The sequence below is a fragment of the Loktanella sp. F6476L genome, assembly GCF_023015725.1.
Lineage (GTDB): Bacteria > Pseudomonadota > Alphaproteobacteria > Rhodobacterales > Rhodobacteraceae > Yoonia.
On sequence record NZ_JALKAR010000006.1, the window covers coordinates 72,064 to 96,094 of the forward strand.

Sequence of the window (24,031 nt, forward strand, 5' to 3'; positions counted from 1 at the left end):
TCTGCGGCGCCCTTTATTATGCAGTTTTCACAGCAATAACTGCGTTCAGGCCACCAAATGCAAATGCATTGGACAAAGCGACATCAACTTTTGCTCCCCGCGCTTCATTCGGCACGACATCCAAATCACACGCCGGATCAGGCGTCTCAAATCCAATCGTCGGTGCGATGACACCGTCCTTCACGGCCATGATGCAGGACAAAAGTTCAACCGCACCCGTACCGCCGATCAGATGACCATGCATCGATTTCGTGGATGATATCATCAGGTTGTCCGCATGCGTGCCGAACACATCCCTGATCGCGGCACATTCCGTTTTGTCATTCACGGTCGTGCCAGTCCCGTGGGCATTAATGTACCCAACGGCGTCCACATCGACCTGCGCATCCCGTACCGCACCGGCAATCGCACGCGCAGCCCCATCCGGTGACGGCACCACGATATCAGATGCGTCGGAAGACATGGCGAAACCCACGACTTCACACAGAATGTCAGCACCGCGGGCCTGAGCGTGTTCCATATCCTCAAACACAAACACAGCCGCCCCTTCGCCTTGGACCATGCCGTTACGATTGGCTGAAAACGGGCGGCAGCCGTCTTTTGACATGACCCGCAAACCTTCCCATGCTTTGATCCCGCCAAAGCACAGCATCGCCTCGGATCCGCCCGTAACCATGACCGGAGCCATCCCGGACCGGACCATGTTAAACGCCTGTCCCATTGCGTGATTGGATGACGCGCATGCGGTCGCAACGGTAAAGCTTGGACCGCGCAGATTATGGGTCATGGCCACATGGGACACAGCCGCGTTGTTCATTAGACGTGGCACGATAAACGGATGGACACGGTTTTTACCGTCCTCATAAACGGCGCGATAATTGTCGTCTTGGGTATTCAATCCACCGCCGGACGTGCCGAGAATAACACCTGACTTATCAGACAGTTCGCCATCAAAGTTCATGCCAGACTGCGCAATCGCTTGATCTGCGGCCAAAAGCGCAAATTGGGTAAAACGATCGTAAAGCGTCAGTTTCTGGCGATCAAAATGGTCCGCTTGATCATAGCCACGCACCTGTGCTGCAATCTTGATCTGCAACCGATCAACGTCACGGATATCCAGTGGACCAATACCGCAGCGTCCTTCGCGCATTGCGTCCAATGTAGACGCCACATCATGACCCAATGGGTTGATCGTGCCAGCACCCGTGATCACCACACGGCGCATAGGTTAGGCCTGCTCTTTCACAAGACGGTCAACCGCCTTGATGATGGCCGCGACATTCGAGATGTCAAAATCGCTTTCCGATGGTTCGTTCGCGTTAAATGGAACGGCGATATCAAAAGCTTCTTCGATACCGAAGATGGTTTCAACCAGCCCCATACTATCGATCCCAAGCAATTCCGGCGTATCAGTCAGTTTGATATCGGACGGGTCCATCAAAGCTTGTTCGGCGATAATAGCGATGACTTTGTCTTGGGTATTCACGGACCGACCTCGTTCTGACTTTGCGCTTATGTATCATCACTTGGTTTGGAAACAAGATTACGACGGGCCCCGTTTTGGGCCGCATCACGCAGCGCCCGTTGTTCAGCACGGAACGTCAGCATCGGCTTGGCCGGACAGCCCATCATAAAGCTGCCACGAGGTGTATTGCCCAGCACAATCGCGGCGCCACCAAGCAGGCAATCGGATCCAATAGAAATGTTATCAGCGACACCAGACTTTCCCCCTAAGATTGACCGATCTCCGATCACAGCAGACCCAGCCACAGCCGTTTGCGCGCACAAAAGGCAATCTTCGCCGACAATGACATTGTGCCCAACTTGCACAAGGTTATCGATCTTCGTGCCGCGTCCAACTTGCGTCGGACGAATGGTGCCCGCATCAATGGTCGCGTTTGCACCAACTTCGACATGATCACCCAAGACAACTGAGCCAAGTGAATGGATACGATGTTGGATGGCGTCATCTGATGCTTCAAAAGCCGTCTTGCCCAGTGTCCGTCGTCCGATTTCAGCAATAGAAGGTGTCGCGGTGACGAATGAAAATCCATCCGCACCGATCACAACATTGGGGTGCAAAATGGCCCGATCTCCGATCCGCACATTTCGCCCGATCCGCACGCCCGCATGTATTTCCCCGCGTGCGCCAACCATTGCACCAGCCCCGATGCTGACATGTTCAGCAATCGTTGTATCAGCCCCAATGACTGCATCTGCACCAACCACACAGAACGGTCCGATAGAAACGCCTTCCGCGATAGTGGCCGATGGATCGATGATTGCAGACGAATGAATACCCTGCCCGGTCAACGGCTTGTCCATCATCTGGGTCAGGACTGACATCGCGAGACGCGGACGTGGCACAACAATCGCGGCTTTCAGACCAAGCGCTTGCCAATCGGCATCCGCCCAGAGGATTGCAGCAACGGCATCACTTGTTTTCAGCGCATCGCCATAGCGCGGAGACATCGCAAGAGCCAGATCATCCGGCCCTGCTGACGCAGGCTCTGACAGACCTTGAACGGCCACAGTCCCGTCACCCAGAACCTGAGCACCAAGCGCCTGTGCGATCGTTGCAATCGTTTGTGTCATCTATCCCTGCCCTTTGACCCAGCTTGAAGGTCGTGCGACAGACTTAGCCCTGAACGCCGGGAACAACCACCCCTTCGCGGGTCAGCGCATTCCAGATCTTCCGATCACGCCCGTAGATGTCGCGGCGGAATTCCACGTCGCCCGTATTCGTCGTGAACGCGGTCCGGTACACCAAATGCACAGGAACAGCTTCATCCAACGTCACGCGCGATTCATTGCCCGTCCGCAAGCGCGACTGGAACAATTCTTCGGGGTTATCAGACTGTTTCGCCAGCAATGCATAGGCGAAATCAAACGGGTCATTCAGACGAATACAGCCGTGGCTGTAAGCCCGTACTTCGCGACCAAACAGGCTTTTGGCAGGCGTGTCATGCAAATAGATGTTGTATTGGTTCGGGAACATGAATTTCACCAAACCAAGGGCATTCCGGCTCGAGGGAGGCTGGCGCATTGAGAATGGGAAGTTACGCGCGTTGTAACGGTTGAAGTCGATATTAGCGCGGTTCACCGTCCGACCATTGCGGTCCGTAATCAACAAATGACCAGCGGCGCCACGGTTACGCTGCATCTGCGGTAGGTATTCTTTTGTGACGATAGAGCGTGGGACGTACCAGCTCGGGTTGATCACCATATATTCCATGATGTCGGAAAATTCGGGCGTTTCGCGATCCGGATCGACGGCCCCGATTACGGAACGGGTCGAAAACGTAACTTGGCCAAAATCAACGACCTTCGCAGAGAAATCAGTCAGGTTCACCCAAACATGGCGATCGCCTTTGTCCTGGCTGAACCAGCGTTCGCGCTCCATCGCGACCACAATCGACTGAAGTCGTTCGCTAATCGGGCGGTTCATTTCTGCGATTGTAGACGGACCTGCTGTGCCATCTTCTTGCAAACCATGCCCGCGCTGGAATGCACGAACAGCTTCGGTGATCTGCGCGTCATATGTTGCGGTGACAGACCGCTCCAAATACCCCATCGCAACCAAACGGTTCCGCAAGGCGATGACTTCTGCGCCAGTGGCCCCTGCTTCCAGCTTTTCAGCATTCACAACAGGACCCCAACCGCCCGTCGCTTGTTGGGTTTCCAAACGCAATTTTGCAGCAACCAATCGCGTGTATTCTGGTGTGCTTGGCGGCAACGACCGAAGGAAAGTCGTCGGATTGCTACTGCGGAATTCAGTCAGAAGATCAACACGCGGTGTATAGGTAACTTCGCGTACAATCATCGGATCAACCGACTTTGGGCGCAATACACCCGATTGGACGTCGCGGGCGTATTGCAAGAAGGTCTTGGTCAACAGCACTTCGATCTCGCCCAGCTCTGCTGGTGTCCGTGCAGATTGCATTTGTGCAATTAGTGACGCGACATCATACCGGTTCGTAGGCAAGCCATGGTGACCTGCATTTTCAAGCGCGGACAACAACGCATTGCGGTGCCCCATCGCCGAATCGCCACTCCAAATCCCTTCGAAATTTCGAGACCGGTAAAACGCGGCCACATCATCATCACGCGCCGCAGTTTCAGCAACGGCTTGGCGAAAAGCAGTAACTTGTGCCTGAACGCTTGCAGGAATGGCAGTTCCGGCCAGTGCGACAACGCTTACAACACATCCAAAACGACGCAACCGCGCGCCAGCGAAATCGATAAACCGACCCATTATTCCCCCTAGAATACTCGTCTTTTGCCCGAAATTATTGCCGCGGGCAGCGTTATCCAACTGTGTACGCACAATATGTTGTAGGTGTCTAATCACGTTGAAAACATCCGTATGCCTGACGGCACTAGACGTGATCAAAATGACACGACCAATGTTTGATCCGTTCAACTGGCCGAAATTCGCCTATTTTGGATCAATTATGGCCATTTCAACACAAAGCACTTGGTTGACTGACAGGTTTGTGAGAAGTTGCCCGTGCATCTGGGGGAACAGTGCACCGTCGGCGAAAAGCCGACATCAGATCGAGCGACGGGACAGGCGCATAGATATGACAAATACTTCGACATCGGGCATGACCCGACGCGGCGTGCTTCGCGCGTTCGCAGCAACAGCTGTAGCAGCGGCACCAACCTATTCAAATGCAGCAGGATTCTTGCGCGGTGGCGGCGACGTACGCCGCTTGCGGATGTATTCCGGGCGTACCGGCGAACGCATGGACACGATCTATTGGATCGAGGGCCAATACGTTGGTGAAGCGCTGGCTGAAATCAACACGTTTATGCGCGACTGGCGTAACAACAAAACGATCAATATCGATATCCGCAACATCGATATCATGGCCGCGTCTTTGCGTCTTTTGGATGCAAACGAACCGTACATGTTGTTGTCTGGCTACCGGTCACCTGAAACAAACGCGATGCTGCGCAGCCGGTCTTCGGGCGTGGCACGCAATTCACTGCACATCCAAGGTCAGGCCGCTGATCTGCGCTTGGAAAGCCGCTCTACCGCGCAGATGGCGCGTGCCGCACGGTCATGTGCTGCCGGTGGTGTTGGTCGGTATTCCGGCTCTAATTTCGTGCATATGGATTGTGGTCCTGTCCGGTCTTGGGGCGGTTGATCCCGCACTAGAAACAATCCAATAAAATCGGCCTGATTATCTGGTTAACGCCATATAATCAGGCCTTTTTTCTGCCACATAGCCCTTTGTCACAACACAGAATCGTGAAACCTATGGGACACGTTGACAAGTGTGACCGGTTCCATGCCCTTTACCCACGATCCAAAGCCACAAATCCGTTTGACCGAAGCAAACTATGCTGACGGCGTCGGCGAAGTTGTCGGCGGCACCGATCCGGTCGCGATTTCGGCTAATCTGTTTGACCAAGACGGTGAAACGCCAAATGCGGCGGGGCTAAGCAATATGTTTGTGGCGTGGGGTCAGTTTCTGGACCACGACATTACGCTATCGCTAGAAAGCCACGCAGAGGTTTTGACGGCCGAAGGACTTGTCGCCCCTCTCGCGCGGTCCGTCTATGAGATCGGCGAAGATGGTGCACGCGTGCCGACGAATGCCATTTCGTGGCAGATCGACGGCAGCCAAATCTATGGATCAACCGAAGAACGTACCGCGGATCTGCGTAGCTTCGCGGGCGGGAAACTCCGGATGTCGGACGATCCCGCATCCGATGATGAGCTTATGCCGCTGGCTGATCCTGATAGTTTCATGGCGGGTGATATTCATTCGGACGATCCGGTCTTTCTATCGGGCGACATTCGGGCCAACGAAAATCCGGCACTTGCGTCGATGCACACGGTTATGGCGCGCGAACATAACTATTGGGCCGAACGGTTGGCAGAACAACATCCCGATTGGACGGATAATCAGTTGTTCGATGCAGCACGCCAGATCGTTACTTATGAATTGCAGTCAATCACTTACGAACAATGGCTACCACATCTGATCGGTGAGGCCGCCGGTGATTACGACGGTCATGATCCGGATGCCGTCGGCGAAATCTCTGTCGAGTTTTCCACGGCTGCATTCCGGTTTGGCCACACGATGGTGTCCAGCACCCTGCCCCGCATCAACGCCGATGGCACCGATACCGAAGATGGTGATCTGGCCATTATGGACGCGTTCTTCAACGCCGATCCACTGAAAGACGGCGATCTGGATGCGATCCTGCGCGGCCAGCTGACCAGCAACGCGCAAGAATTCGACACTAAAGTTGTGGATGACCTGAACTTTTTCTTATCGTCGCCCGATGGTCTTTCAGGGTTCAGCCTTGTGGCATTGAACCTGTTGCGCGGCCAAGATCATGGCCTGCAAAGTTACGTGGACACCCGTGCCGCTTTGCTCGGTGATATTGATCCGGACACGCTCGATCCTTACGACTTTTCGATCATCACATCCGACCCAGACCAACAAGCCGCCTTGGCCGAGGTTTACGATACGGTCCATGACGTTGATGTGTGGGTTGGCGGATTGGCCGAAGACTCGATCGGTGACACGCAACTGGGCCCGACGTTTACGTTTATCGTCGCGGACCAGTTCAGCCGCATCCGTGACGCTGATCCGGAATTTGGTCAGCTTGATCCGGCGATTGGCGAAGACATCATCGCCGAGGTACAACAAAGCGGGTTGAACGATATCCTGATGCGCACAACGGGCGTTGATGCGCTGCAGGGCGATCCGTTCTTGGCCGCACCCATGGATTTAGTTGATACGGCCGCACCGGACACAACGTGGTTCGACGACGATTTCGATCTCGTATCGCAGCGCATTGATGGCACTGTGCAAGGCGGCGCTGGCGATGACGAAATCACGGTACGCGGCGGCACAATCGTTGACGGCAATGTGCAGCACGGCAGCGGCAACGACACCTTCACCCAGACCAGCGGCACGATCACCGGTGATGTGCGTACTGGAAGCGGTGACGACGCTTTGTATATCGGCGGCGATGGCGAAGTCCTAGGTGACGTCTCCGGCGGCAGCGGCAACGATGAAATCACGCTTGATGACTTTGCAGATGTCGCGCGGGTTCGTGCAGGTGCCGGTGATGATACTGTCAGCCTTGGTGAAAACACCTCCTCACCCGAGGTCTTTCTTGGCAGCGGCAGTGATACGATCACTGTCGAAGCAGGCGCCGATGTCGACAAAATAAGCGGTGGTTCCGGCGACGACACACTGACAATCAAAGGCAGCCGCTTCCGCGTCGATTATCAGAATGATGATCCGAACGCAGTCAACGGAACAGTGGTCTATCTGGATGTTGACGGCAATGAAACCGGTGACAGTATTGCCTTCCAAAACATTGAAACGGTTGCCTGTTTCACGACTGGCGCACTGATCCTGACACCACGCGGCGAAATCCCGATTGAGGCGCTGCACACTGGGGATCTGGTCATCACGCGCGATCACGGCGCGCAGCCGATCCGTTGGATTGGGACGACAACTGTTGCTGCTCTGGGTGATCTCGCGCCAATCCGCTTTGCCGTAAATGCGCTTGGCCTGCACGCCGCCTTTGAAGTGTCACCGCAACACAGGATGCTCTTATCCGGGTGGCGGTGTGAACTGGTCAGCGGCGCACAAGAAGCATTGGCGCCTGCCAAGCATCTGATCAACGACACAACGATCCGGCAGGTCCATCGCGACACGGTCACATACGTGCATCTTGCGTTTGACCGGCACGAAGTGATCTGTGCCGACGGCGCGTGGTCCGAAAGCTTCCATCCGGGTGCGATGGCGCTTGATGCCCTGTCTGCGGCGACGCGAGCAGAATTGTTCCGCCTCTTCCCGAAGGTCGCGATGAGCCCGATCAGTTACGGCCCCTCTGCCCGCCTTCAGATCAAACGCCACGAAGCTCGCATGATCACTGCCTAAAGCGGAAGGTTGCAAATTGCAGCGACCCCGCGCAGGCTGTTGGGATGAAATCCCTTCGTCTGATCGCTGCATGTCTTGGTTTTGCATCGCCCTGCTTGGCTTGCGATACAGCCCTTGTTCTGTCGATTGATGTGTCAAATTCCGTCGATGTTGCCGAATACCGTTTGCAGGTCGATGGTATGGCCGATGCTCTACTAGACCCAGAAATCGTTGACGCAATGGTCGCGGGAGACGTTGCAATCGCCGTGATGCAATGGTCAGGGGCGGAACGCCAAGAACTCAGCATCCCATGGCGTCAAATACGAACGAAATTTGATGCGGAACGCTTGTCCGCCGACGCCCGTTTGATGACCCGCGCGTTTGTGTTGTCCGACACAGCACCGGCAGAGGCGATATACTACGCCGTCGACCTGTTTCGCAGCGCGCCGGACTGTAAGCGGCAAGTCGTTGATATCTCTGGCGATGGGACCCCAAATGCCGGATCGGATAGCGGTACAGCACGGCAATTTGCCCAACGCCGCGGGATCACGATCAATGGGATCGCGATTGAATCGATGGGCGTCGCCATCACAACCTTTTTCCAAAGGCATATTATCACCCGCGATGGGTTTGTGATTACGGCGCGCACGCACCGCGAATACCCCGACGCCATAAGACGCAAGATCATCAGGGAACTCAGCCAAGTGCTAGGTTAATCAGCCTGTGCAGGTTTCGAGGTCTGCATCAATCGTGCCTATCAAGCGGCGATCCTCGGACAGATATGAATAGGTGTAATCAAAACCGTAATCCTCCATCAAGATTTTGATTTCCGGCGAACCACAAACAGCGCCGATCACTTTTGACTGCTGGCGTTCGATCACTTGCTCCGGCTCCAGCGCAGAGTGTGGCAACATGACGGTGTAATAATAGCGGACGTTCAACCCAACGACGGCCATATTATTCAACACAAGGCTACCATCACCAGCAGACCCTTTGTTTTCGTTCTGGCGTCGTGCGGTTGCGCGGAACATTTCAATGACTTGTTCCTGCTCAGGCGTCAGTTTGACGACATCTTCACCAGCTGCGGCATCTTCGTTCTGATGCGAACTGATGACCTGTTCAAGAATAGCAAAAGTGTCGAGGTTCGACGCCATACGTGAAACCTGAACGTCATCGGCCAAAGGGGTCTGCGTTTCCGCCGCCGCATTGTCTGTCGTAGCAATGTCTGTAGGTGCTAAGTCAACAACGGGTACATTTGCACCGATTCCAGTTGCCTCTTCAGGTGCTGCATCCGTGAACAGAAATTGTGTCACACCGAACGTCGCAATCGCGCCAACAGCAACCATTCCAATGGCTTCGCCTAGTTTCATCTACTCATTCCCCCACGCGACGCGGCCCAAACTTTGGTTTGTTCACCGCAATATGTCGTTATTATTGTTTCGCCAACTACCACAATAAGACAGCGCAACACAATCTGCGCGCCCGATAATTTTGCCTTGACCCATGGCCCCCAGACCGCCATTCCTAGGTCATGGGGATCGCGACCGCCCCGTGAGGCTGATGCCAAAGGTTCGCATCCACTGACCATCTCAGAAAGGATGCCCTCATGGCTGACACCCAAAAACCTGGCTTCACCGAAATGTCCTGCAAGCAATTGATGCGATTAATCGGGACGCCTGATTGTCCCGTGATCATCGACGTCTGTATTCCCGAAGACGTCGCAGAAAACCTGTATCGCATCCCGACAAGCGTATCGTGCAGCCATAAAGACATCACGGCTATGATCCCTGCCCTGCAGGGCCAATCCGTTGTTGTCGTCTGTCAGAAAGGCAAGAAACTAAGCCACGGCACCGCCGCCGTTTTGCGCAGTCATGGCATAGCTGCCGAAGTTCTGGCTGGCGGTATTCTGGCGTGGTTGGCAACAGATTATCCCCGCATTCCACTTGAGGCTTTGACGGGCACCGACCTGTGGGTCACGCGCCATCGCCCCAAGATCGACCGCATCGCTTGCCCTTGGCTCATCCGCCGCTTTATCGCGCCTGACGCCCGCGTTCTTTTTGTCCCGCCTGCCGAAGTTGCCTTGGTCGCTGAAAAGTTCGACGCAATGGCCTTTGATGTGCCGGATGTCAAATTCACCCACAGCGACGGGCAATGTACCTTTGACGCGATGCTGGACCACTTTGGTCTGCGCACACCGGCGTTGGACCGTCTCAGCCGCGTGATACGCGCCGCAGATACCGATGATACGTCTGTGCCAGAAGCTGCGGGATTGCTCGCGCTTTCTGTCGGTCTGTCCCGCCAATACAAAGACGACCAGGCCCAGTTAGAAGCCGCTTTGCCGCTTTATGACGCGCTCTACCGCTGGGCCCGTGATGGCCAAGACGAAACACACGATTGGCCGTACCAATGACCCCGTCTTACGCTGACCTGACCCGCGTTTTTGGCCGCATAGGTTTGCTGTCGTTCGGCGGCCCCGCCGCGCAAATTGCCTTGATGCATAAATCACTGGTCGAAGACCGCGATTGGCTGACCGAGGATCAATTCCTAAGAGCGTTATCATTCTGCATGTTGCTGCCCGGACCCGAAGCCATGCAGCTTGCTACCTACGCAGGCTGGCGAAAGCGCGGCATTCTGGGTGGCTTGATCGGCGGTGGATTGTTCGTCCTACCCGGCGCAATCGTCATCATGGCGCTGGCACTTTTGTACGGCAGTTACGGATCACTTCCGCTCGTCCAAGCGATTTTCTTGGGTGTGAAGGCGACCGTTGTCGTGATCGTCATCGAAGCATTGATCAAAGTATCCAAACGCGCGCTCGTATCGCGCACAGCACTCTGGCTGGCTGCATTTGCCTTTGTCGCACTGTTCTTTTTCGCACTTCCCTTTCCGATTGTCATTGTCTTCGCGGCTGTTGTCGGAGCTATGACCGCGGCGGCTGATACGGTTGCGGCGCCAAGTACAAAATTCCCGTGGGCCAAAAGCTTCGCAGTCGTTGTCATCGGTTGTTTGCTTTGGGCCGCACCCTTTGCCCTGATCGGAAACGCCGACCCTATCCTTGCTGAAATTGGTGCCTTCTTTGCGTGGCTCGCTGTCGTCACCTTTGGCGGGGCCTACGCGGTGCTCGCCTATATGACCCAAGCGGTCGTCGGCGATTTTGGTTGGCTGACAACGCCACAAATGATGGATGCATTGGGACTGGCCGAAACGACGCCAGGGCCGCTGATACTTGTGACGCAATTTGTTGGCATGATCGCAGGTGCACAGGCTGGCGGGACTGGACTGGCCTTGATCGCAGGTGTGCTGACATTGTGGGTGACGTTTGTCCCCTGCTTTATCTGGATTTTTGCAGGTGCGCCGCTGATCGACTGGCTTGAACAACAGCCGCGCCTGAAAGCAGCGCTTGCTGGCATCACAGCCGCGGTTGTGGGGGTGATCGCCAACCTTTCGGTGTGGTTCGCGCTTCATGTCTTTTTCGGCTCTGTCACACCCTTCACAGCAGGTCCAATCACAAGCGTTTGGCCAGACCTGACAACCGTGCAGCCATTAGCAATCGCTTTGTCCGGACTGGCTGGGGTGCTCTTGCTGTGGCGACATATCAATCTTCTTTGGGTCCTGTTTATCTGTGCTGCAATCAGTGGAACACTCGCGATGTTCTGACACGTTTGCGCACGCCCCCTTTCATCCCTCTTCGAATCCCGTATGTTGTCGGTCAGTTAAGTGAAGTGAAGGACGTGCCGCCCGTGACCCGTACACCAGCCTCAAGCACCATTGATTATGGAAACCTGATGCACCGGGCCATGCGTGGCTTGATCCAAAAAGTTTTGTCCGACATCGCCGAAAACGGCCTGCCGGGCGAACATCATTTCTTTATTACCTTTGATACGATGCACCCTGACGTCGAAATCGCTGATTGGCTGTCGGATCGGTATCCGGGCGAAATGACCGTCGTGATTCAGCATTGGTTCGACAACCTCGAAGTAACGGACGAAGGGTTTTCCATCACTCTGAACTTTGGCGAAAATCCGGAACCGCTTTATATCCCTTACGATTCGATCCAGACATTTGTGGATCCATCCGTAGAATTTGGACTGCGGTTTGAAACCCAAAGTGAAGACGACGACGATGATGACGACGGTTCTGAAAACGTCGAAACGATCCCAGAGGCGCCTATGCAAGAAATGGTAGAGCCCGAGCCGGAAGAACAAGCGTCCGAACGCAAAGACGCTGATGTGGTCAGCCTCGATCAATTCCGCAAATAACCGAACTGAAGACTTGCCGCGGCCGACATTGCGGCCTAATCGGTATACAACCGCATACTTTACACGATTGGAGCGTCCCATGACCGCCACCCGTACTGAATCCGACAGCTTTGGCCCACTGGAGGTCCAAGCAGACCGGTATTGGGGGGCGCAGACACAGCGTTCCATCATGAACTTTCCAATTGGTTGGGAAAAGCAGCCCGTTGCGATCGTCCGTGCACTTGGCGTGATCAAGCAGGCCTGTGCCGTCGCAAACAAAGAACGTGGCAAGCTGGACGCGAAACTGGCCGACGCGGTGATCGAAGCGGCGTCCGAAGTCGTGGCTGGCAAGCTCGACGATCACTTCCCGCTTGTCGTTTGGCAAACAGGGTCCGGCACACAGTCGAACATGAACGCGAACGAAGTTATTTCAAACCGCGCGATTGAAATCTTGGGCGGCGAAATCGGGTCCAAAGACCCCGTGCACCCGAACGATCACTGCAACATGGGCCAGTCGTCCAACGATACATTCCCAACAGCCATGCACATCGCCGTGGCGACCACAGCGCATGACGTATTGTTGCCGGGCCTTGCGAAACTGCACGCGGCGTTGGAGCAGAAACAGCAAGAATTCGACCACATCATCAAGATCGGTCGGACCCACACAATGGACGCGACACCGCTGACATTGGGTCAGGAATTTTCCGGCTACGTTCATCAAGTGGCGATGGGCATCCGCCGCATCAAAGCCGCCCTTCCCGCGATCTACGAACTTGCGCAAGGCGGCACAGCCGTCGGCACCGGCCTGAACACGCCAAAAGGTTGGGGTGAAACCGTGGCGGCGGAAATGGCGTCAATCACAGGTTTGCCGTTCGTGACAGCACCGAACAAATTCGAAGCGCTTGCAGGTCACGACGCCCTTGTTGAAATGTCTGGCGCGTTGAAAACTGTCGCGGCCAGCCTTTACAAAATCGCAGCCGACATCCGCATGCTGGGTTCTGGCCCGCGCTGCGGCCTCGGCGAATTGATGTTGCCAGAAAACGAACCTGGCTCGTCCATCATGCCGGGCAAAGTGAACCCAACACAGGTCGAAGCGATCACACAGGTCTGTGCGCACGTCATGGGTAACGATGCTGCAGTCGGTTTTGCTGGGTCACAGGGCCACTTTGAACTGAATGTCATGAAGCCAATGATGGCCTATAACGTGTTGCAATCTATGCAACTTATCGGTGACGCATCCTCTGCCTTCACTGACAACTGCGTATCTGGCATCAAAGCCAACGAAGACCGCATCGAAAAACTGATGCGTGAATCACTGATGCTTGTCACAGCACTTGCACCAACCATCGGCTACGACAACGCAACGACTGTCGCGAAGACGGCGCACAAGAACGGTACGACACTGAAAGAAGAAGCGATTAAGCTTGGCTTTGTGGACGAAGAAACCTTTGAAAAGGTTGTGCGCCCCGAGGATATGATCGGGCCAAAGTAAGCACCTTCCAATATAAGTTTTCAAGCGCGCGCCCTGCTATCAAGGCGCGCGTTTTTCATTTATGACAGAGACACCATGACAACGCCGATTAACCTCAACAAGGTCCGTAAAGACAAAGCGCGCACCGAAAAGAAACTGCGCGCCGACGCGAATTCCGTGAAGTTCGGGCAAAGCAAAGCACAACGCTTGCTTGAGGTTACCCAATCAAAACAAGCCTCTGCGCGGTTAGATGCGCTAAAATTCGATGATGAATGACGTACTCACAGGTCGGCCCGTTAAACGGTCCCTGACATTAGCAGGGCATCGGACCAGCGTGTCACTAGAAGATATCTTTTGGAACGCATTTCGCCAGATCGCTGCACGGCGTGGTCAGCCGATTAACGACTTGGCCCGTGAAATTGATGCGCAGCGGGGCGATATCGGCCTTGCGTCAGCGATCCGTGTGTTTGTCCTAAAGGACGTTCAGGACCGCGTCCCAGAATAAAGGCCCTTGCGGATCAGTGATGCACTGTCGTGTTCAAGGCGGGCGTTTGTCCGGCGCCCATCGCGCGCAGACGCAGGAACGGTCGCTGACCGACTTTTATGGGGTGCAGCCGCCTTACGTACGTACAGCGTATGTTCCGAAGGTGCACCAATCGCGCGTAGACGCGCCCGTAAACCAACCATTTTTCCCATTACGCTTTCTGAAGACTGTCCAAACATCATTCAATTCCTACCCATCCCAACACACCCACTGTGTCGCGCTTCTGACAAAAACGCACCTTTTCGACGCATTTCACAGTCTATTATCGGGCACATTAACAAAGGGTTAATCAGCGTAAGTATTGGAAATTAAATAACAATAACGTATGATTGACGCAAATCTTAGACAAATTGCTCAGTTTGCGCTTTCGACACGAAATAGCAAACTGACCGCGATTGTCACGACCTCAGCAACAATCACATTTAACGCGGCACGAATCGCAGCCATATTCCGTCCTTCGAACGGACTGTCAAATGTGCTACGGGCACGGGAACACGTCCTTCGACGATTTCAAACCGGTACGCACGTACCAATTGCGCGAGCAACACAACGCCCTCGATCATCGCAAAACCGGCTCCTGTGCACACACGGGGGCCAGCCGAGAACGGCAAATAGGCCTCTCTTTGGCAGGATTTTCCGTTTTCGGTCCCCCATCGCGCCGGATCGAATGCATCCGGATTGTCCCAAAGCCGCGATTGGCGATGCAGATGCCACGGTGACACAACAACCTGCGCACCCGGTTTCACGGACCGCCCACGGAACGTTTCGGGCCTTGTTGTCTCGCGGACCATCATTGGCACCGGTGGATACAGGCGAAGCGCTTCGCGAAACACGTCCCGCGTATGTTTTAAAGTTGAAAGCTGCGAAAATTCCGGTGACATTTCAGCGGCTTCGTCGGCGATCTTATCCTGCCATTCGGGATACATCGCCAACAGATAAAGTGTCCATGCCAAGGCAGATGCGCTGGTTTCATGTCCTGCCAGAAAGAAGATCGCAACCTGATCCACCATTTCTTCGACATCAAATTTTTCACCCGTTTCGGGATCGGCAGTAGTCATGATTTTTGTCGCTAAATCATCAGGTACATTGCCGCTTTGAATGTCATCCAATCGATCTTGGGTCAGTTGCGTGATCAATTTTCGAATGGCCGTTGCAGACTCTTTGGTGTCCTTCCGGAAGAACCGCGGCATCCACGACGGCCCCGGAACAAAGGCTGCGAGATTTAAAATCGGTTGGGTGCGCTGATACGATTTGAACTTATCGAACACCTCTGACGCGATCTCGTTTTCAATCGGGATCGAAAACAAGGTTCGAAAAATGACATCCGCGGCGGCGTGACTTGTTTCCGGCTCAATTTCAAACGGCGTATTCGTGGCATGTGGCGCCATCCGCGCAACAGCGGCTTCCCCTGCCGCCCAGATCGCCGGAAACGTATCTCGCAGCCGTCCACCTTCAAACGCGGGATCAATGATCCGCCGCTGCCGTTTCCAAACGTCACCATTTGTCAAAAATACCGAATTGCCAAGCAACGGCCGCAAACCAGCACCAATGCGATCCGACTTCGGAAAATCATCCGGCCGTTCGTTCAGGACGCGTTTGATCAAGCTATGATCATTGATCAGATAACTGCGAAAGAACGGCGTCTTAAACTCAGCCATCCATGCACGATAAAGCTTTGCAGGCTGCGCCGACAGAATATCGGCGCGGAACAGCTTCATATACTGCCACAGCGACACACGATCAGGCCGAGAATTAGGTTTGGGCGGCAAGGTCATGATGTGCTTGTGTATTTTGACAAAGGCGTCTCGATCCGGCTCTTGGATGCTGCGCGATCTTTGTAGCGATCAGCCAAGGTCATTGGCCCGCAAGTGATCTGGAAATAATCGTAATCGCCCGGATTGTCGAAAGCGCACAGATACTGGAAATGCAGCCGGAAAAAGCGCCACCGCAGCGCTTTCCATGTCTCGGGCTTCAGGGTTTGGGTAAAGGCCGCAGAGACCACCAGCGGCCATTTCTTATCCGCCGGTGCCACACCTGACACGGCCACAGGGTCGCACAATGCAAAGGCGCAACCATCACCGGGTGCGGTCACATCGACCCACGTCAGCCGGTCTTTGGCGCTGAGATAGGCCAAATCAGCGCGTAGGCGTTTGGCTTCTGGCAAGAACGACACCATTGGGACAACTTGCCCCAGCGACAGAAACGCTAACCGAGGACCATCCAAAGGCACCCTGCCCGCGCGGATCAAATCGGCAAGGATCGAAACGCTTAGATGCGCGCCGGATGAATGGCCGACAACAAGGACTTCCTCCACGTCCTCGTCAAAGGCTGCAGCGATTTGATCGCCAAACGCCGCAATACGGGCTTCAAGTGGTGCCGGATTCGCACCCCGCCATTTCGCCGAGTAGGAATAATCATGCATCAGGTAATAGGCGAAAAATTTGCCGTCTTTCGCTTTAAACCATTTAAGCACCTTCAGCCCGATCCAAATCCCAACCACCCAACTCGTAATGAAAAAAGAGATCGAGAGAGTTGGACTCGGCGCAAATCCCAATCCCTGAAATGCCAAGACGCCCAAGATACGGCCGCAAACGAAACGCACCCAAAGTGCTACGACGACTGCCAGCAAAAGCTGCAAAACCAACATCCCAACCGGATACAGCGCCGCAATCACGGGCCCCTTCCGCATCTTCATCAAACGGCCTAACGCGCCCGTTGCGATGTAGGTCCACGCGGTCCGGATGAGCTGCCAGTAGGTCGCGGGGATCGTGTTCGACATGCTGTCCCGCACAATGTCGGACCAAATTAGCACATCAATGTCGGCAGACGTTTTTTGACCGTCAATCTCGGCCTCAGCATGCCACCCGAAGGTTTTCGATTTCAGCTTTGGTGTAATGCCTATGTCATAGCCGGAAATCCGAGCCTGCGCGGCTCCTTCTTTGCGGTAAAGTTCGCGGTATCGGCGCGGATGAATAGGATCATAGCCAGGAATGTAAAACACCCGGCGGCGCTGAACCTGTTGTGAACCTGTGGTACTCGTCATGTGCTGCCTGATATGCTGCGCGGCGTTTTCGACAGCATAACCGGAAACTGTGCCGATAATAAGCCTTTTAGCCGAAGTTGGCTAAGGCAGGGAAAGCTTCCAGCATCCAATAGCTCATCGCAGCGAATTGACCCGTGATCAACATCAGACCAACCGTCCACAATAATAGGCCAGACGTCCGCTCGATCCGGCCCATATGGCGCTTCATCCAGCCCATCACGCCTTTCAGACGCGGGAAAAACGCAGCAACCAGCAGGAATGGAATCCCAAGACCAAGCGCATAGAAAGCCAGCAGAACCGTGCCACGGGCAACATCCGCCTCCGACGCAGCTAGCCCAAGAATGGTGCCAAGGATCGGCCCCAGACACGGTGTCCAGCCGAACGCGAAGGCGAGACCAAGAATGTAGGCGCCCATGGCAGATCCACCCTTGTCGCCAATATCCACGCGGGCCTCGCGATCAAGAAAGCCAATCCGGAAGACGCCAACAAAATGCGCCCCGAAAATCATCACAACGATACCCGCGATCAACAAGAACCAGTCTTGGAATTGCAGGAACGTGCGCCCGAGCGCGGAAAACGCGAAACCAAGCAGCAGGAAAACGGTCGAAAGCCCCAAAACGAAAAATGCGGCCGCTAACAGAACCCGCCGCCGCGCCGCGCGATCTTCGTCCATCTCGCCCATCGACACGCCGCCCATGTAGGCCAGATATGGCGGCACGATTGGCAAAACGCAGGGTGATAAAAACGACAACAAGCCCGCAGACATCGCAATGATAATCGCAGGCAAAAGTGTGGCGTCTAGGATCAGATCAGCTTCGAGCATTAGAATTGGGTCTCCTTACCCCTTCCCTACGCGCGGAATGCGGCGGCGTCACGACGCGGTTCGTCACAAGTCTGTGGACTCTTTGAAACATCGGCCCTACCTCCCTGATATGACAACACCTGATCACACTCTTGATGCGCTCGGATTGCTATGTCCGCTGCCGGTCCTGAAAGCCCGCAAACGCCTGTCTGGTATGGCCTCTGGCGCTGTTCTGGAAATGGTCGCGGACGACCCTGCTGCAGTCATAGATGTACCGCACTTCTGCGCTGAGACGGGTCATACCCTGCTTGATCAAAACGATACCGACGGCGTGCTGACGTTCATCATTCGGCGCAAGTGACGATTTCCCCTGAAAAACCGAAGGCCGCAGCGCAGCTTTAAGCGGATCGATTCGGGCATTAGCAGATCACGGGCGGGCTGCGGTGCTTTCTAGAAATTTGCATATTCAGCGACCGTTCACATAAAGAAAAAGGGCCGCCGCATGATGCGACGGCCCTTTTCTATGTCTTAGCGGCCCAATGACCACCAGCCTTTACGCTTTGGTTTTTCGGGCTCATCCGCCTTGGTCTCAGCAACCGGCTCTGGCGTTGGCTCAGGTGCCGGTTCCGGTGAGGGCTCTGGCGCAGGCGCGGGTTCAGCCGCTGCTGGCTCGGCGGGGGCTTCAGCCCTTGGCGCTTCAGTCGCAGGTGCTTCGTCCGAAACAACTGGTGCCTCAGCAGCTGGCGCTTCTTCCGCAACTGCCGCCGCAGGTTTCTTCGCCCGTGACCGCCGCTTCGGTTTTGGCTTTTCTTCAGCGGCTGGCGCTTCTTCAGTTGCTGCCACCTCTTCGGTCGCGGCCTCTTCCGCCACTGGTGCCGCTTTCTTTGCACGGCTCCGACGTTTTGGCTTTGGCTTTTCTTCCGCAGCCGGCTCTTCAGCTGACGCCGCCTCAGTCGTCGCAACCTCAGTCGTCGCAACCTCGGCTGGCGCATCTTCCGCCGCAGCAGTTTCTTCTGCCGCTGGTGCGTCTGCCGCAACCGGTTCTTCAGCCTTCTTACGCGACCTACGCGTACGTGTCCGCTTCGGTTTCTCTTTTACCTCTGCGTCACCCTCAGCCGCAGGCGCTTCAGCAGTATCGCTGCTTGCCGTTTCAGCGTCTTGCGATGGCGCATCCGCAGGCTTGGACTCTCCGTCGATTGCACCTTCGGTTTGGCCTTCAGCGTTTTGCGTCTCGCCGTTCTGGCCGTCTGCGTTTCCGCCGCCACCCCGACGCCGACGACGCCGACGCCGTTTGCGTTTTGGTTGATCCTCAGTCGACGCTTCAGTCTCTGCCTCTGCGGTGACCTCTGTTTCGTCCTCGTCGGTCATGCCGAGCAATTCAAGATCGTCATCGTCGTCCATGATCACGGATGATCCGACCACTGGTGCGGCCTCAGGCACAACACGTGTGGCTGTCTTGAACTTCTCAATGGCGAAGTCGGGCGATGTCAGTGACATATCGCATTCGATCCGCACGGACATGCCGTGGCGGGCTTCGATATCGCCGATATGTTCGCGCTTGCCGTTCATCAAGAAGTTGGCGATGGCGATAGGCGCACGCACCAGAACTTCTTTCGACCGACCGCGTGTGCCTTCTTCTTCCAAGGCACGCAGGATCGACAGCGATACGTTGTCGTCAGACCGCAGCAGACCTGTCCCGTGACAATGCGAACACATCTGAGTTGTCGCTTCCAGCATACCCGGACGCAGACGCTGACGCGACATTTCCATCAGACCAAAGCCGGAAATCCGACCGACCTGAATACGGGCGCGATCCGTCTTCAACTTGTCCTTCATCCGCTTTTCAACGGCGATGTTGTTGCGGCGTTCATCCATGTCGATGAAGTCGATCACGATCAGACCAGCAAGGTCACGCAGACGCAATTGACGGGCCACTTCGTCGGCCGCTTCAAGGTTGGTCTTTAACGCTGTTTGCTCGATCGAGCCTTCTTTGGTCGCACGGCCAGAGTTCACGTCGATCGCAACCAGCGCCTCAGTGATCCCGATCACGATGTAACCGCCAGATGGCAGTTGAACCGTCGGATTGAACATACCACCGAGGTAAGTTTCGACCTGATAACGCGCATACAGCGGCAATTGTTCACCGTAATGCTTCACGTTCTTGGCGTGGGACGGCATGATCATTTTCATGAACGTCTTGGCTGTTTTGTAGCCTTCGTCGCCCGCGACGATCACTTCGTCGATGTCTTTGTTATACAGATCGCGGATCGACCGTTTGATCAGATCGCCTTCTTCGTAGATCTTCGCAGGGGCGATAGATTTCATCGTCAGTTCGCGGATCTGTTCCCACATACGCTGCAGGTATTCGTAGTCACGCTTGATCTCGGCCTTGGTCCGCTGGGACCCCGCAGTTCGGATGATCAAACCTGCCCCATCAGGGACAGTCATAGAATTTGCGATTTCTTTCAGCTTCTTACGGTCGGCAGCGTTTGTGATCTTGCGCGAAATGCCACCGCCACGGGCGGTGTTTGGCATCAGAACGCAGTAGCGACCCGCCAATGACAGGTAAGTTGTCAGGGCAGCGCCCTTGTTGCCGCGTTCTTCTTTCACGACTTGGATCAACAAGATTTGGCGTACTTTCACCACTTCCTGGATTTTGTAACGCTTTGGACGTGGTTTGCGCACAGGACGAACTTCGTCGGTGTCGTCTTCCTCAGCGACGCTTTCGATGCTGTCGTCTTTGGACGTAGCGTCTTTGCCTTTCGGCGCGTCATCTTCATCGTCAGAGGATGCGTCATCCGCGGCCTCTTCAACAGTTTCTGCTGGTGTATCTTCCAACGCTACTACTGCGTCCGCGTCACCAGTCGCTGCGTCATCCGAAGCGTCTTCATCAGCAGACGGCGTTTCGACAGGCGTTTCCGCGACCAATTCCATCGGAGACGACCCTTCGTCGCCTTCCTCCAGATCAATGGTTTCCATGCCAGCGACTTCTGCGCCAGAATCGTTAGACGAATCGTCTGACGCAACTTCGGCCGTTGCCACTGCATCATCAGATACAGTTTCGGATGCCTTTGCGCGACTACGGCGGCGGCGTTTTGGTTTCGGCTTTTCTTCGTCCTGCGCTTCTGCTTCGGCCTTCAGGCTTTCGGCATAGGCTTTTTCTTCCGCAAGCAGTGCTTCGCGATCAGCTACAGGGATTTGGTAATAGTCAGGGTGGATTTCAGAGAACGCGAGGAAACCGTGACGGTTCCCACCGTAGTCAACAAAAGCAGCCTGCAACGACGGCTCAACCCGTGTCACTTTGGCTAGATAGATGTTCCCAGCAAGCTGACGCTTGAACTGGCTCTCGAAATCAAACTCCTCTACTTTGTTTCCGTCTACGACAACAACGCGGGTTTCTTCCGCGTGTGTTGCATCGATTAGCATTTTCTTTGGCATATTGTCCGTTCGCACACGACAAATCACGCCGCCCCGGTGGGGCAGACGCGCCTGTGATGTGTCTGATGTTGGCGATGTGCGCATAGGCGTCGTCGCGGCCCCTCGGGGCGCGTGCGTCGTAGCCTGTATCTGGCGCGCTTTGCATCGCGTTGGTCTCCAGCGTCGCGGTTTCGCGACACCCATTCAAGGCCTAGCGGTTGATGTGATCTCTCGCCCTAGGCGTTATATATGGCGTTTCCGCCAAATCAGCTGATCATCATTCGGGGGGCGTATTCGCCGCGCGACGCTGTCAGAGAATCTCACCGGGGTCACAACGATCCTTCTCGTGGCACTCCCGTCCTCCATACATAGGTCACTTACATGTCCGAAAACAAGTGTAGATCGACGTAGATGACCGAAATCGCATGTTAATCCGCAAGATAAATGAGGCGGATCAGTTGTCGCGCCCCAAAACGAAGCCACCCGTTATGATTGTATTATCTTGTGATCCGGCAAATGCGGCGACCACTCCGCGTTGGCCTGCGACGACTTCGTTACGCGGGGATAGTGCCTGCCCATCGACTGTGATGTTTAGGTCTGAGACAACGGATGGCGCAGACAGATCACGTTGGTTCAGCAAATCATAAATGCGCGATTCTTCGACCACAAAGCGTCCATCGAAAGATTCCCCAGTGAGGATCATGTCGTTTTGGTAAATATCAACGTCACCAGCCGTGCTAGGGTCTTCCGGATCGGAAATATCCGCCTCTTCACGGTCAAAAGTGATTGTTGCCGTCATGGAACCCGCAAATTCCTCTTCGGTCCAATTCGCGGCGTTGGACGTATCTTCGTACCCAGTGATCTTTGTGAAGGCATAGTCACCCGTTAAGGATGCCGATCCGGACAAAATCGGTTCGCCGACGTGGTATCCCGGCACGATACCTGCAACGCCGAAGTTGCCCGTGTCCCCGGAAGATGCTTGGTAAGAATTGCCAACGACGGTCGCATCCAGACCGCGCGAAAAACCAAACGCCACAGCGTTGGCGCCGTCGCGCACGATCTGCACATCTTCAGGTGGTACGCCGACAAAGTTGCCGTTGATGTCAGCTTCCTCAATGATGCCGCCCAGATAAGCGCGACCACTGCCAGTCCCCCCACAGGCTGTAAGAGCCGCCAACGCAATCAAACTCACAACTTTCCGCATCACACACCTCAGAATAGAAACACCTGTCGCGGCACAAGCTACGACAGGTGTGAAGAGACTTCAAACGTCTAAGGAACTTACGCAGCCAGATAATCCGACCGTTGCAGCCCGTATTTCGCCATTTTTTCGTTCAACGTCCGGCGCGGCAGACAGAGCTCGTCCATCACCGCGACGATAGACCCCTTATGGCGACGCATCGTGTTGTCGATCAGCATCCGCTCGAACGCTTCGACAAACTCTTTCAGCGGCTTGCCTTCAGTCGTCATCACCGGCTTCATTTCTTCGGTGTCCGACATAAGAAGCGAAGCAATTGATCCGGATCCACGACGGTTCTGCAACACGGCCCGTTCTGCCACGTTGATCAACTGACGCACATTGCCCGGCCAAGGGGCCTGCAATAGCTGTGCGGCTTCTTGTGCTGTCACCTCTGGCGCGTCACAGCCGTATTCATCAGCAAACTGTTCGCCCAAACGTGTGAACAACGTCAGAATATCTTCGCCGCGCTGGCGCAGTGGTGGGACTGTGATCCGCAGGGCAGCAAGGCGATAGAACAAATCAGGCCGCAGAACGCTTTCGCAGGTCTTGTCCTGCTCTTGCAGATTACAAATCGCGACAATGCGCGTTTCGGCAGGCGTCCCCTGCTCGTTAATGGCAGTCAAAAGACGTGCCTGCAGTTTGTCCGACAACGCTTCAACGTCTTCCAGCACCAATGTGCCACCACGGGCGGCTTCAATCGCGGGGATCGGTTCGCCTTCATCGGCAGGACCAAATAGTCGGCGGCCAAGACTGTCTTCGTCAAAGGCAGAACATGAAATCAGGCTAAACGTCTTGGACGCACGCGCACCAACAGCGTGCAGGGCATGGGCAACCAGCGTTTTCCCCGTCCCCGTCTCACCTTCGATCAACACGTGGCCGTCGGCTTGGCCCAGATCAAGAATGTCTTCTTTCAAACGTTCCATCACAGGCGACTGACCAATCAGTTTCTTGATAATCGCGGTCCCATCAGACAATTCGCGGCGCAGCGCACGGTTATCCAAAGTCAATCGGCGTGCAGTCGTGGCCCGTTTTGCCAATTCCGTCATCCGATCAGGGTTGAACGGCTTCTCCAAGAAATCAAACGCACCGACGCGCATCGCCTCAACAGCCATCGGAACGTCGCCGTGACCTGTGATCATGATCACAGGCAAACTGCTATCGACGCCCTTCAGCTTCTTCAGAAACTGCATCCCGTCCATGCCAGGCATCTTGATGTCACTGACAACAATCCCCGGGAAATCAGGCGACAGGCCTTTCAGCGCATCTTCGGCGCTGGCGTATGTTTCGGTGTCGAAGCCAGATAGCGCAAGCCACTGGGAAATCGACTGCCGCATATCTTTTTCATCATCCACAATGGCAATCTTCATAGCCTTGTTCATCG

At 55.1% G+C, this 24,031-nt stretch carries 21 protein-coding genes; 10 read left to right on the top strand and 11 right to left on the bottom strand.

Going from position 1 to position 24,031, the window contains the following annotated elements; genetic code table 11:
* Positions 1 to 16: 16 nt before the first annotated feature.
* The 4 genes from MWU61_RS13005 to MWU61_RS13020 are packed head-to-tail and all read right to left on the bottom strand — an operon-like array spanning position 17 to position 4,255.
* Positions 17 to 1,225: a beta-ketoacyl-[acyl-carrier-protein] synthase family protein gene (locus tag MWU61_RS13005; RefSeq protein WP_247128813.1), complete on the bottom strand. Its 1,209-nt coding sequence runs from the start codon at positions 1,223 to 1,225 to the stop codon at positions 17 to 19.
* Positions 1,226 to 1,228: 3 nt separating this feature from the next.
* On the bottom strand, positions 1,229 to 1,486 hold the full coding sequence (locus tag MWU61_RS13010) for an acyl carrier protein (protein ID WP_247128814.1): 258 nt from the start codon (positions 1,484 to 1,486) through the stop codon (positions 1,229 to 1,231).
* 26 nt (positions 1,487 to 1,512) lie between these two features.
* Positions 1,513 to 2,595, bottom strand: coding sequence for a UDP-3-O-(3-hydroxymyristoyl)glucosamine N-acyltransferase (locus MWU61_RS13015; protein WP_247128815.1), 1,083 nt, complete (start codon positions 2,593 to 2,595; stop codon positions 1,513 to 1,515).
* A gap of 43 nt (positions 2,596 to 2,638) precedes the next feature.
* Entirely contained in the window at positions 2,639 to 4,255 is a 1,617-nt protein-coding gene (locus MWU61_RS13020) for a L,D-transpeptidase family protein (RefSeq protein ID WP_247128816.1), read from the bottom strand.
* A 328-nt stretch (positions 4,256 to 4,583) separates the two neighbouring features.
* Between MWU61_RS13020 and MWU61_RS13025 the strand changes: the two genes are divergently transcribed.
* The 3 genes from MWU61_RS13025 (at position 4,584) to MWU61_RS13035 (ending at position 8,614) form a co-directional block, all read left to right on the top strand.
* Entirely contained in the window at positions 4,584 to 5,153 is a 570-nt protein-coding gene (locus tag MWU61_RS13025; protein ID WP_247128817.1) for a DUF882 domain-containing protein, read from the top strand.
* Positions 5,154 to 5,297: 144 nt separating this feature from the next.
* A complete protein-coding gene (locus MWU61_RS13030) occupies positions 5,298 to 7,919 on the top strand; it encodes a peroxidase family protein (RefSeq protein WP_247128818.1) in 2,622 nt (873 codons plus the stop codon).
* Between the two features lie 44 nt (positions 7,920 to 7,963).
* Complete coding sequence (locus MWU61_RS13035) at positions 7,964 to 8,614, top strand: DUF1194 domain-containing protein (RefSeq protein ID WP_247128819.1); 651 nt, start codon at positions 7,964 to 7,966, stop codon at positions 8,612 to 8,614.
* Here MWU61_RS13035 and MWU61_RS13040 read toward each other — a convergent pair whose 3' ends face one another.
* On the bottom strand, positions 8,615 to 9,268 hold the full coding sequence (locus tag MWU61_RS13040; RefSeq protein ID WP_247128820.1) for a hypothetical protein: 654 nt from the start codon (positions 9,266 to 9,268) through the stop codon (positions 8,615 to 8,617).
* A gap of 236 nt (positions 9,269 to 9,504) precedes the next feature.
* Here MWU61_RS13040 and MWU61_RS13045 point away from each other — a divergent pair, with 236 nt between their 5' ends.
* The 6 genes from MWU61_RS13045 (at position 9,505) to MWU61_RS13070 (ending at position 14,109) form a co-directional block, all read left to right on the top strand.
* Complete coding sequence (locus MWU61_RS13045) at positions 9,505 to 10,308, top strand: chromate resistance protein ChrB domain-containing protein (protein ID WP_247128821.1); 804 nt, start codon at positions 9,505 to 9,507, stop codon at positions 10,306 to 10,308.
* On the top strand, positions 10,305 to 11,552 hold the full coding sequence (chrA, locus tag MWU61_RS13050) for a chromate efflux transporter (RefSeq protein WP_247128822.1): 1,248 nt from the start codon (positions 10,305 to 10,307) through the stop codon (positions 11,550 to 11,552). The genes MWU61_RS13045 and chrA overlap by 4 nt, the downstream gene beginning before the upstream one ends.
* A 128-nt stretch (positions 11,553 to 11,680) precedes the next feature.
* Positions 11,681 to 12,154 (top strand): ClpXP protease specificity-enhancing factor SspB, encoded by a 474-nt coding sequence (locus MWU61_RS13055; protein ID WP_247129006.1) that lies wholly within the window; start codon positions 11,681 to 11,683, stop codon positions 12,152 to 12,154.
* Between the two features lie 79 nt (positions 12,155 to 12,233).
* Complete coding sequence (fumC, locus tag MWU61_RS13060) at positions 12,234 to 13,625, top strand: class II fumarate hydratase (protein WP_247128823.1); 1,392 nt, start codon at positions 12,234 to 12,236, stop codon at positions 13,623 to 13,625.
* Positions 13,626 to 13,700: 75 nt separating this feature from the next.
* On the top strand, positions 13,701 to 13,880 hold the full coding sequence (locus MWU61_RS13065) for a DUF4169 family protein (protein ID WP_247128824.1): 180 nt from the start codon (positions 13,701 to 13,703) through the stop codon (positions 13,878 to 13,880).
* Positions 13,873 to 14,109, top strand: coding sequence for a ribbon-helix-helix domain-containing protein (locus MWU61_RS13070; RefSeq protein WP_247128825.1), 237 nt, complete (start codon positions 13,873 to 13,875; stop codon positions 14,107 to 14,109). The genes MWU61_RS13065 and MWU61_RS13070 overlap by 8 nt, the downstream gene beginning before the upstream one ends.
* Before the next feature lie 461 nt (positions 14,110 to 14,570).
* On the opposite strand, the gene MWU61_RS13075 is transcribed toward MWU61_RS13070, so the two are convergent.
* From MWU61_RS13075 to MWU61_RS13085, 3 genes are all read right to left on the bottom strand, one after another.
* The gene (locus MWU61_RS13075) at positions 14,571 to 15,923 is read right to left on the bottom strand and encodes a cytochrome P450 (protein ID WP_247128826.1); all 1,353 of its coding nucleotides are present in this window, start codon (positions 15,921 to 15,923) and stop codon (positions 14,571 to 14,573) included.
* On the bottom strand, positions 15,920 to 17,191 hold the full coding sequence (locus MWU61_RS13080) for a hypothetical protein (protein ID WP_247128827.1): 1,272 nt from the start codon (positions 17,189 to 17,191) through the stop codon (positions 15,920 to 15,922). Before MWU61_RS13080 ends, MWU61_RS13075 begins: the two co-directional genes overlap by 4 nt.
* A gap of 67 nt (positions 17,192 to 17,258) precedes the next feature.
* The gene (locus tag MWU61_RS13085; protein ID WP_247128828.1) at positions 17,259 to 18,014 is read right to left on the bottom strand and encodes a cytochrome c biogenesis protein CcdA; all 756 of its coding nucleotides are present in this window, start codon (positions 18,012 to 18,014) and stop codon (positions 17,259 to 17,261) included.
* A gap of 109 nt (positions 18,015 to 18,123) precedes the next feature.
* On the opposite strand from MWU61_RS13085, the gene MWU61_RS13090 reads away from it, so the two are divergent.
* Complete coding sequence (locus MWU61_RS13090; RefSeq protein ID WP_247129007.1) at positions 18,124 to 18,354, top strand: sulfurtransferase TusA family protein; 231 nt, start codon at positions 18,124 to 18,126, stop codon at positions 18,352 to 18,354.
* Between the two features lie 167 nt (positions 18,355 to 18,521).
* On the opposite strand, the gene MWU61_RS13095 is transcribed toward MWU61_RS13090, so the two are convergent.
* The 3 genes from MWU61_RS13095 to MWU61_RS13105 form a co-directional block, all read right to left on the bottom strand.
* Positions 18,522 to 21,431: a ribonuclease E/G gene (locus MWU61_RS13095; RefSeq protein ID WP_247128829.1), complete on the bottom strand. Its 2,910-nt coding sequence runs from the start codon at positions 21,429 to 21,431 to the stop codon at positions 18,522 to 18,524.
* A 433-nt stretch (positions 21,432 to 21,864) separates the two neighbouring features.
* Positions 21,865 to 22,614: a hypothetical protein gene (locus tag MWU61_RS13100; RefSeq protein WP_247128830.1), complete on the bottom strand. Its 750-nt coding sequence runs from the start codon at positions 22,612 to 22,614 to the stop codon at positions 21,865 to 21,867.
* A gap of 77 nt (positions 22,615 to 22,691) precedes the next feature.
* Entirely contained in the window at positions 22,692 to 24,029 is a 1,338-nt protein-coding gene (locus MWU61_RS13105; protein ID WP_247128831.1) for a sigma-54 dependent transcriptional regulator, read from the bottom strand.
* Between the last annotated feature and the right edge of the window lie 2 nt (positions 24,030 to 24,031).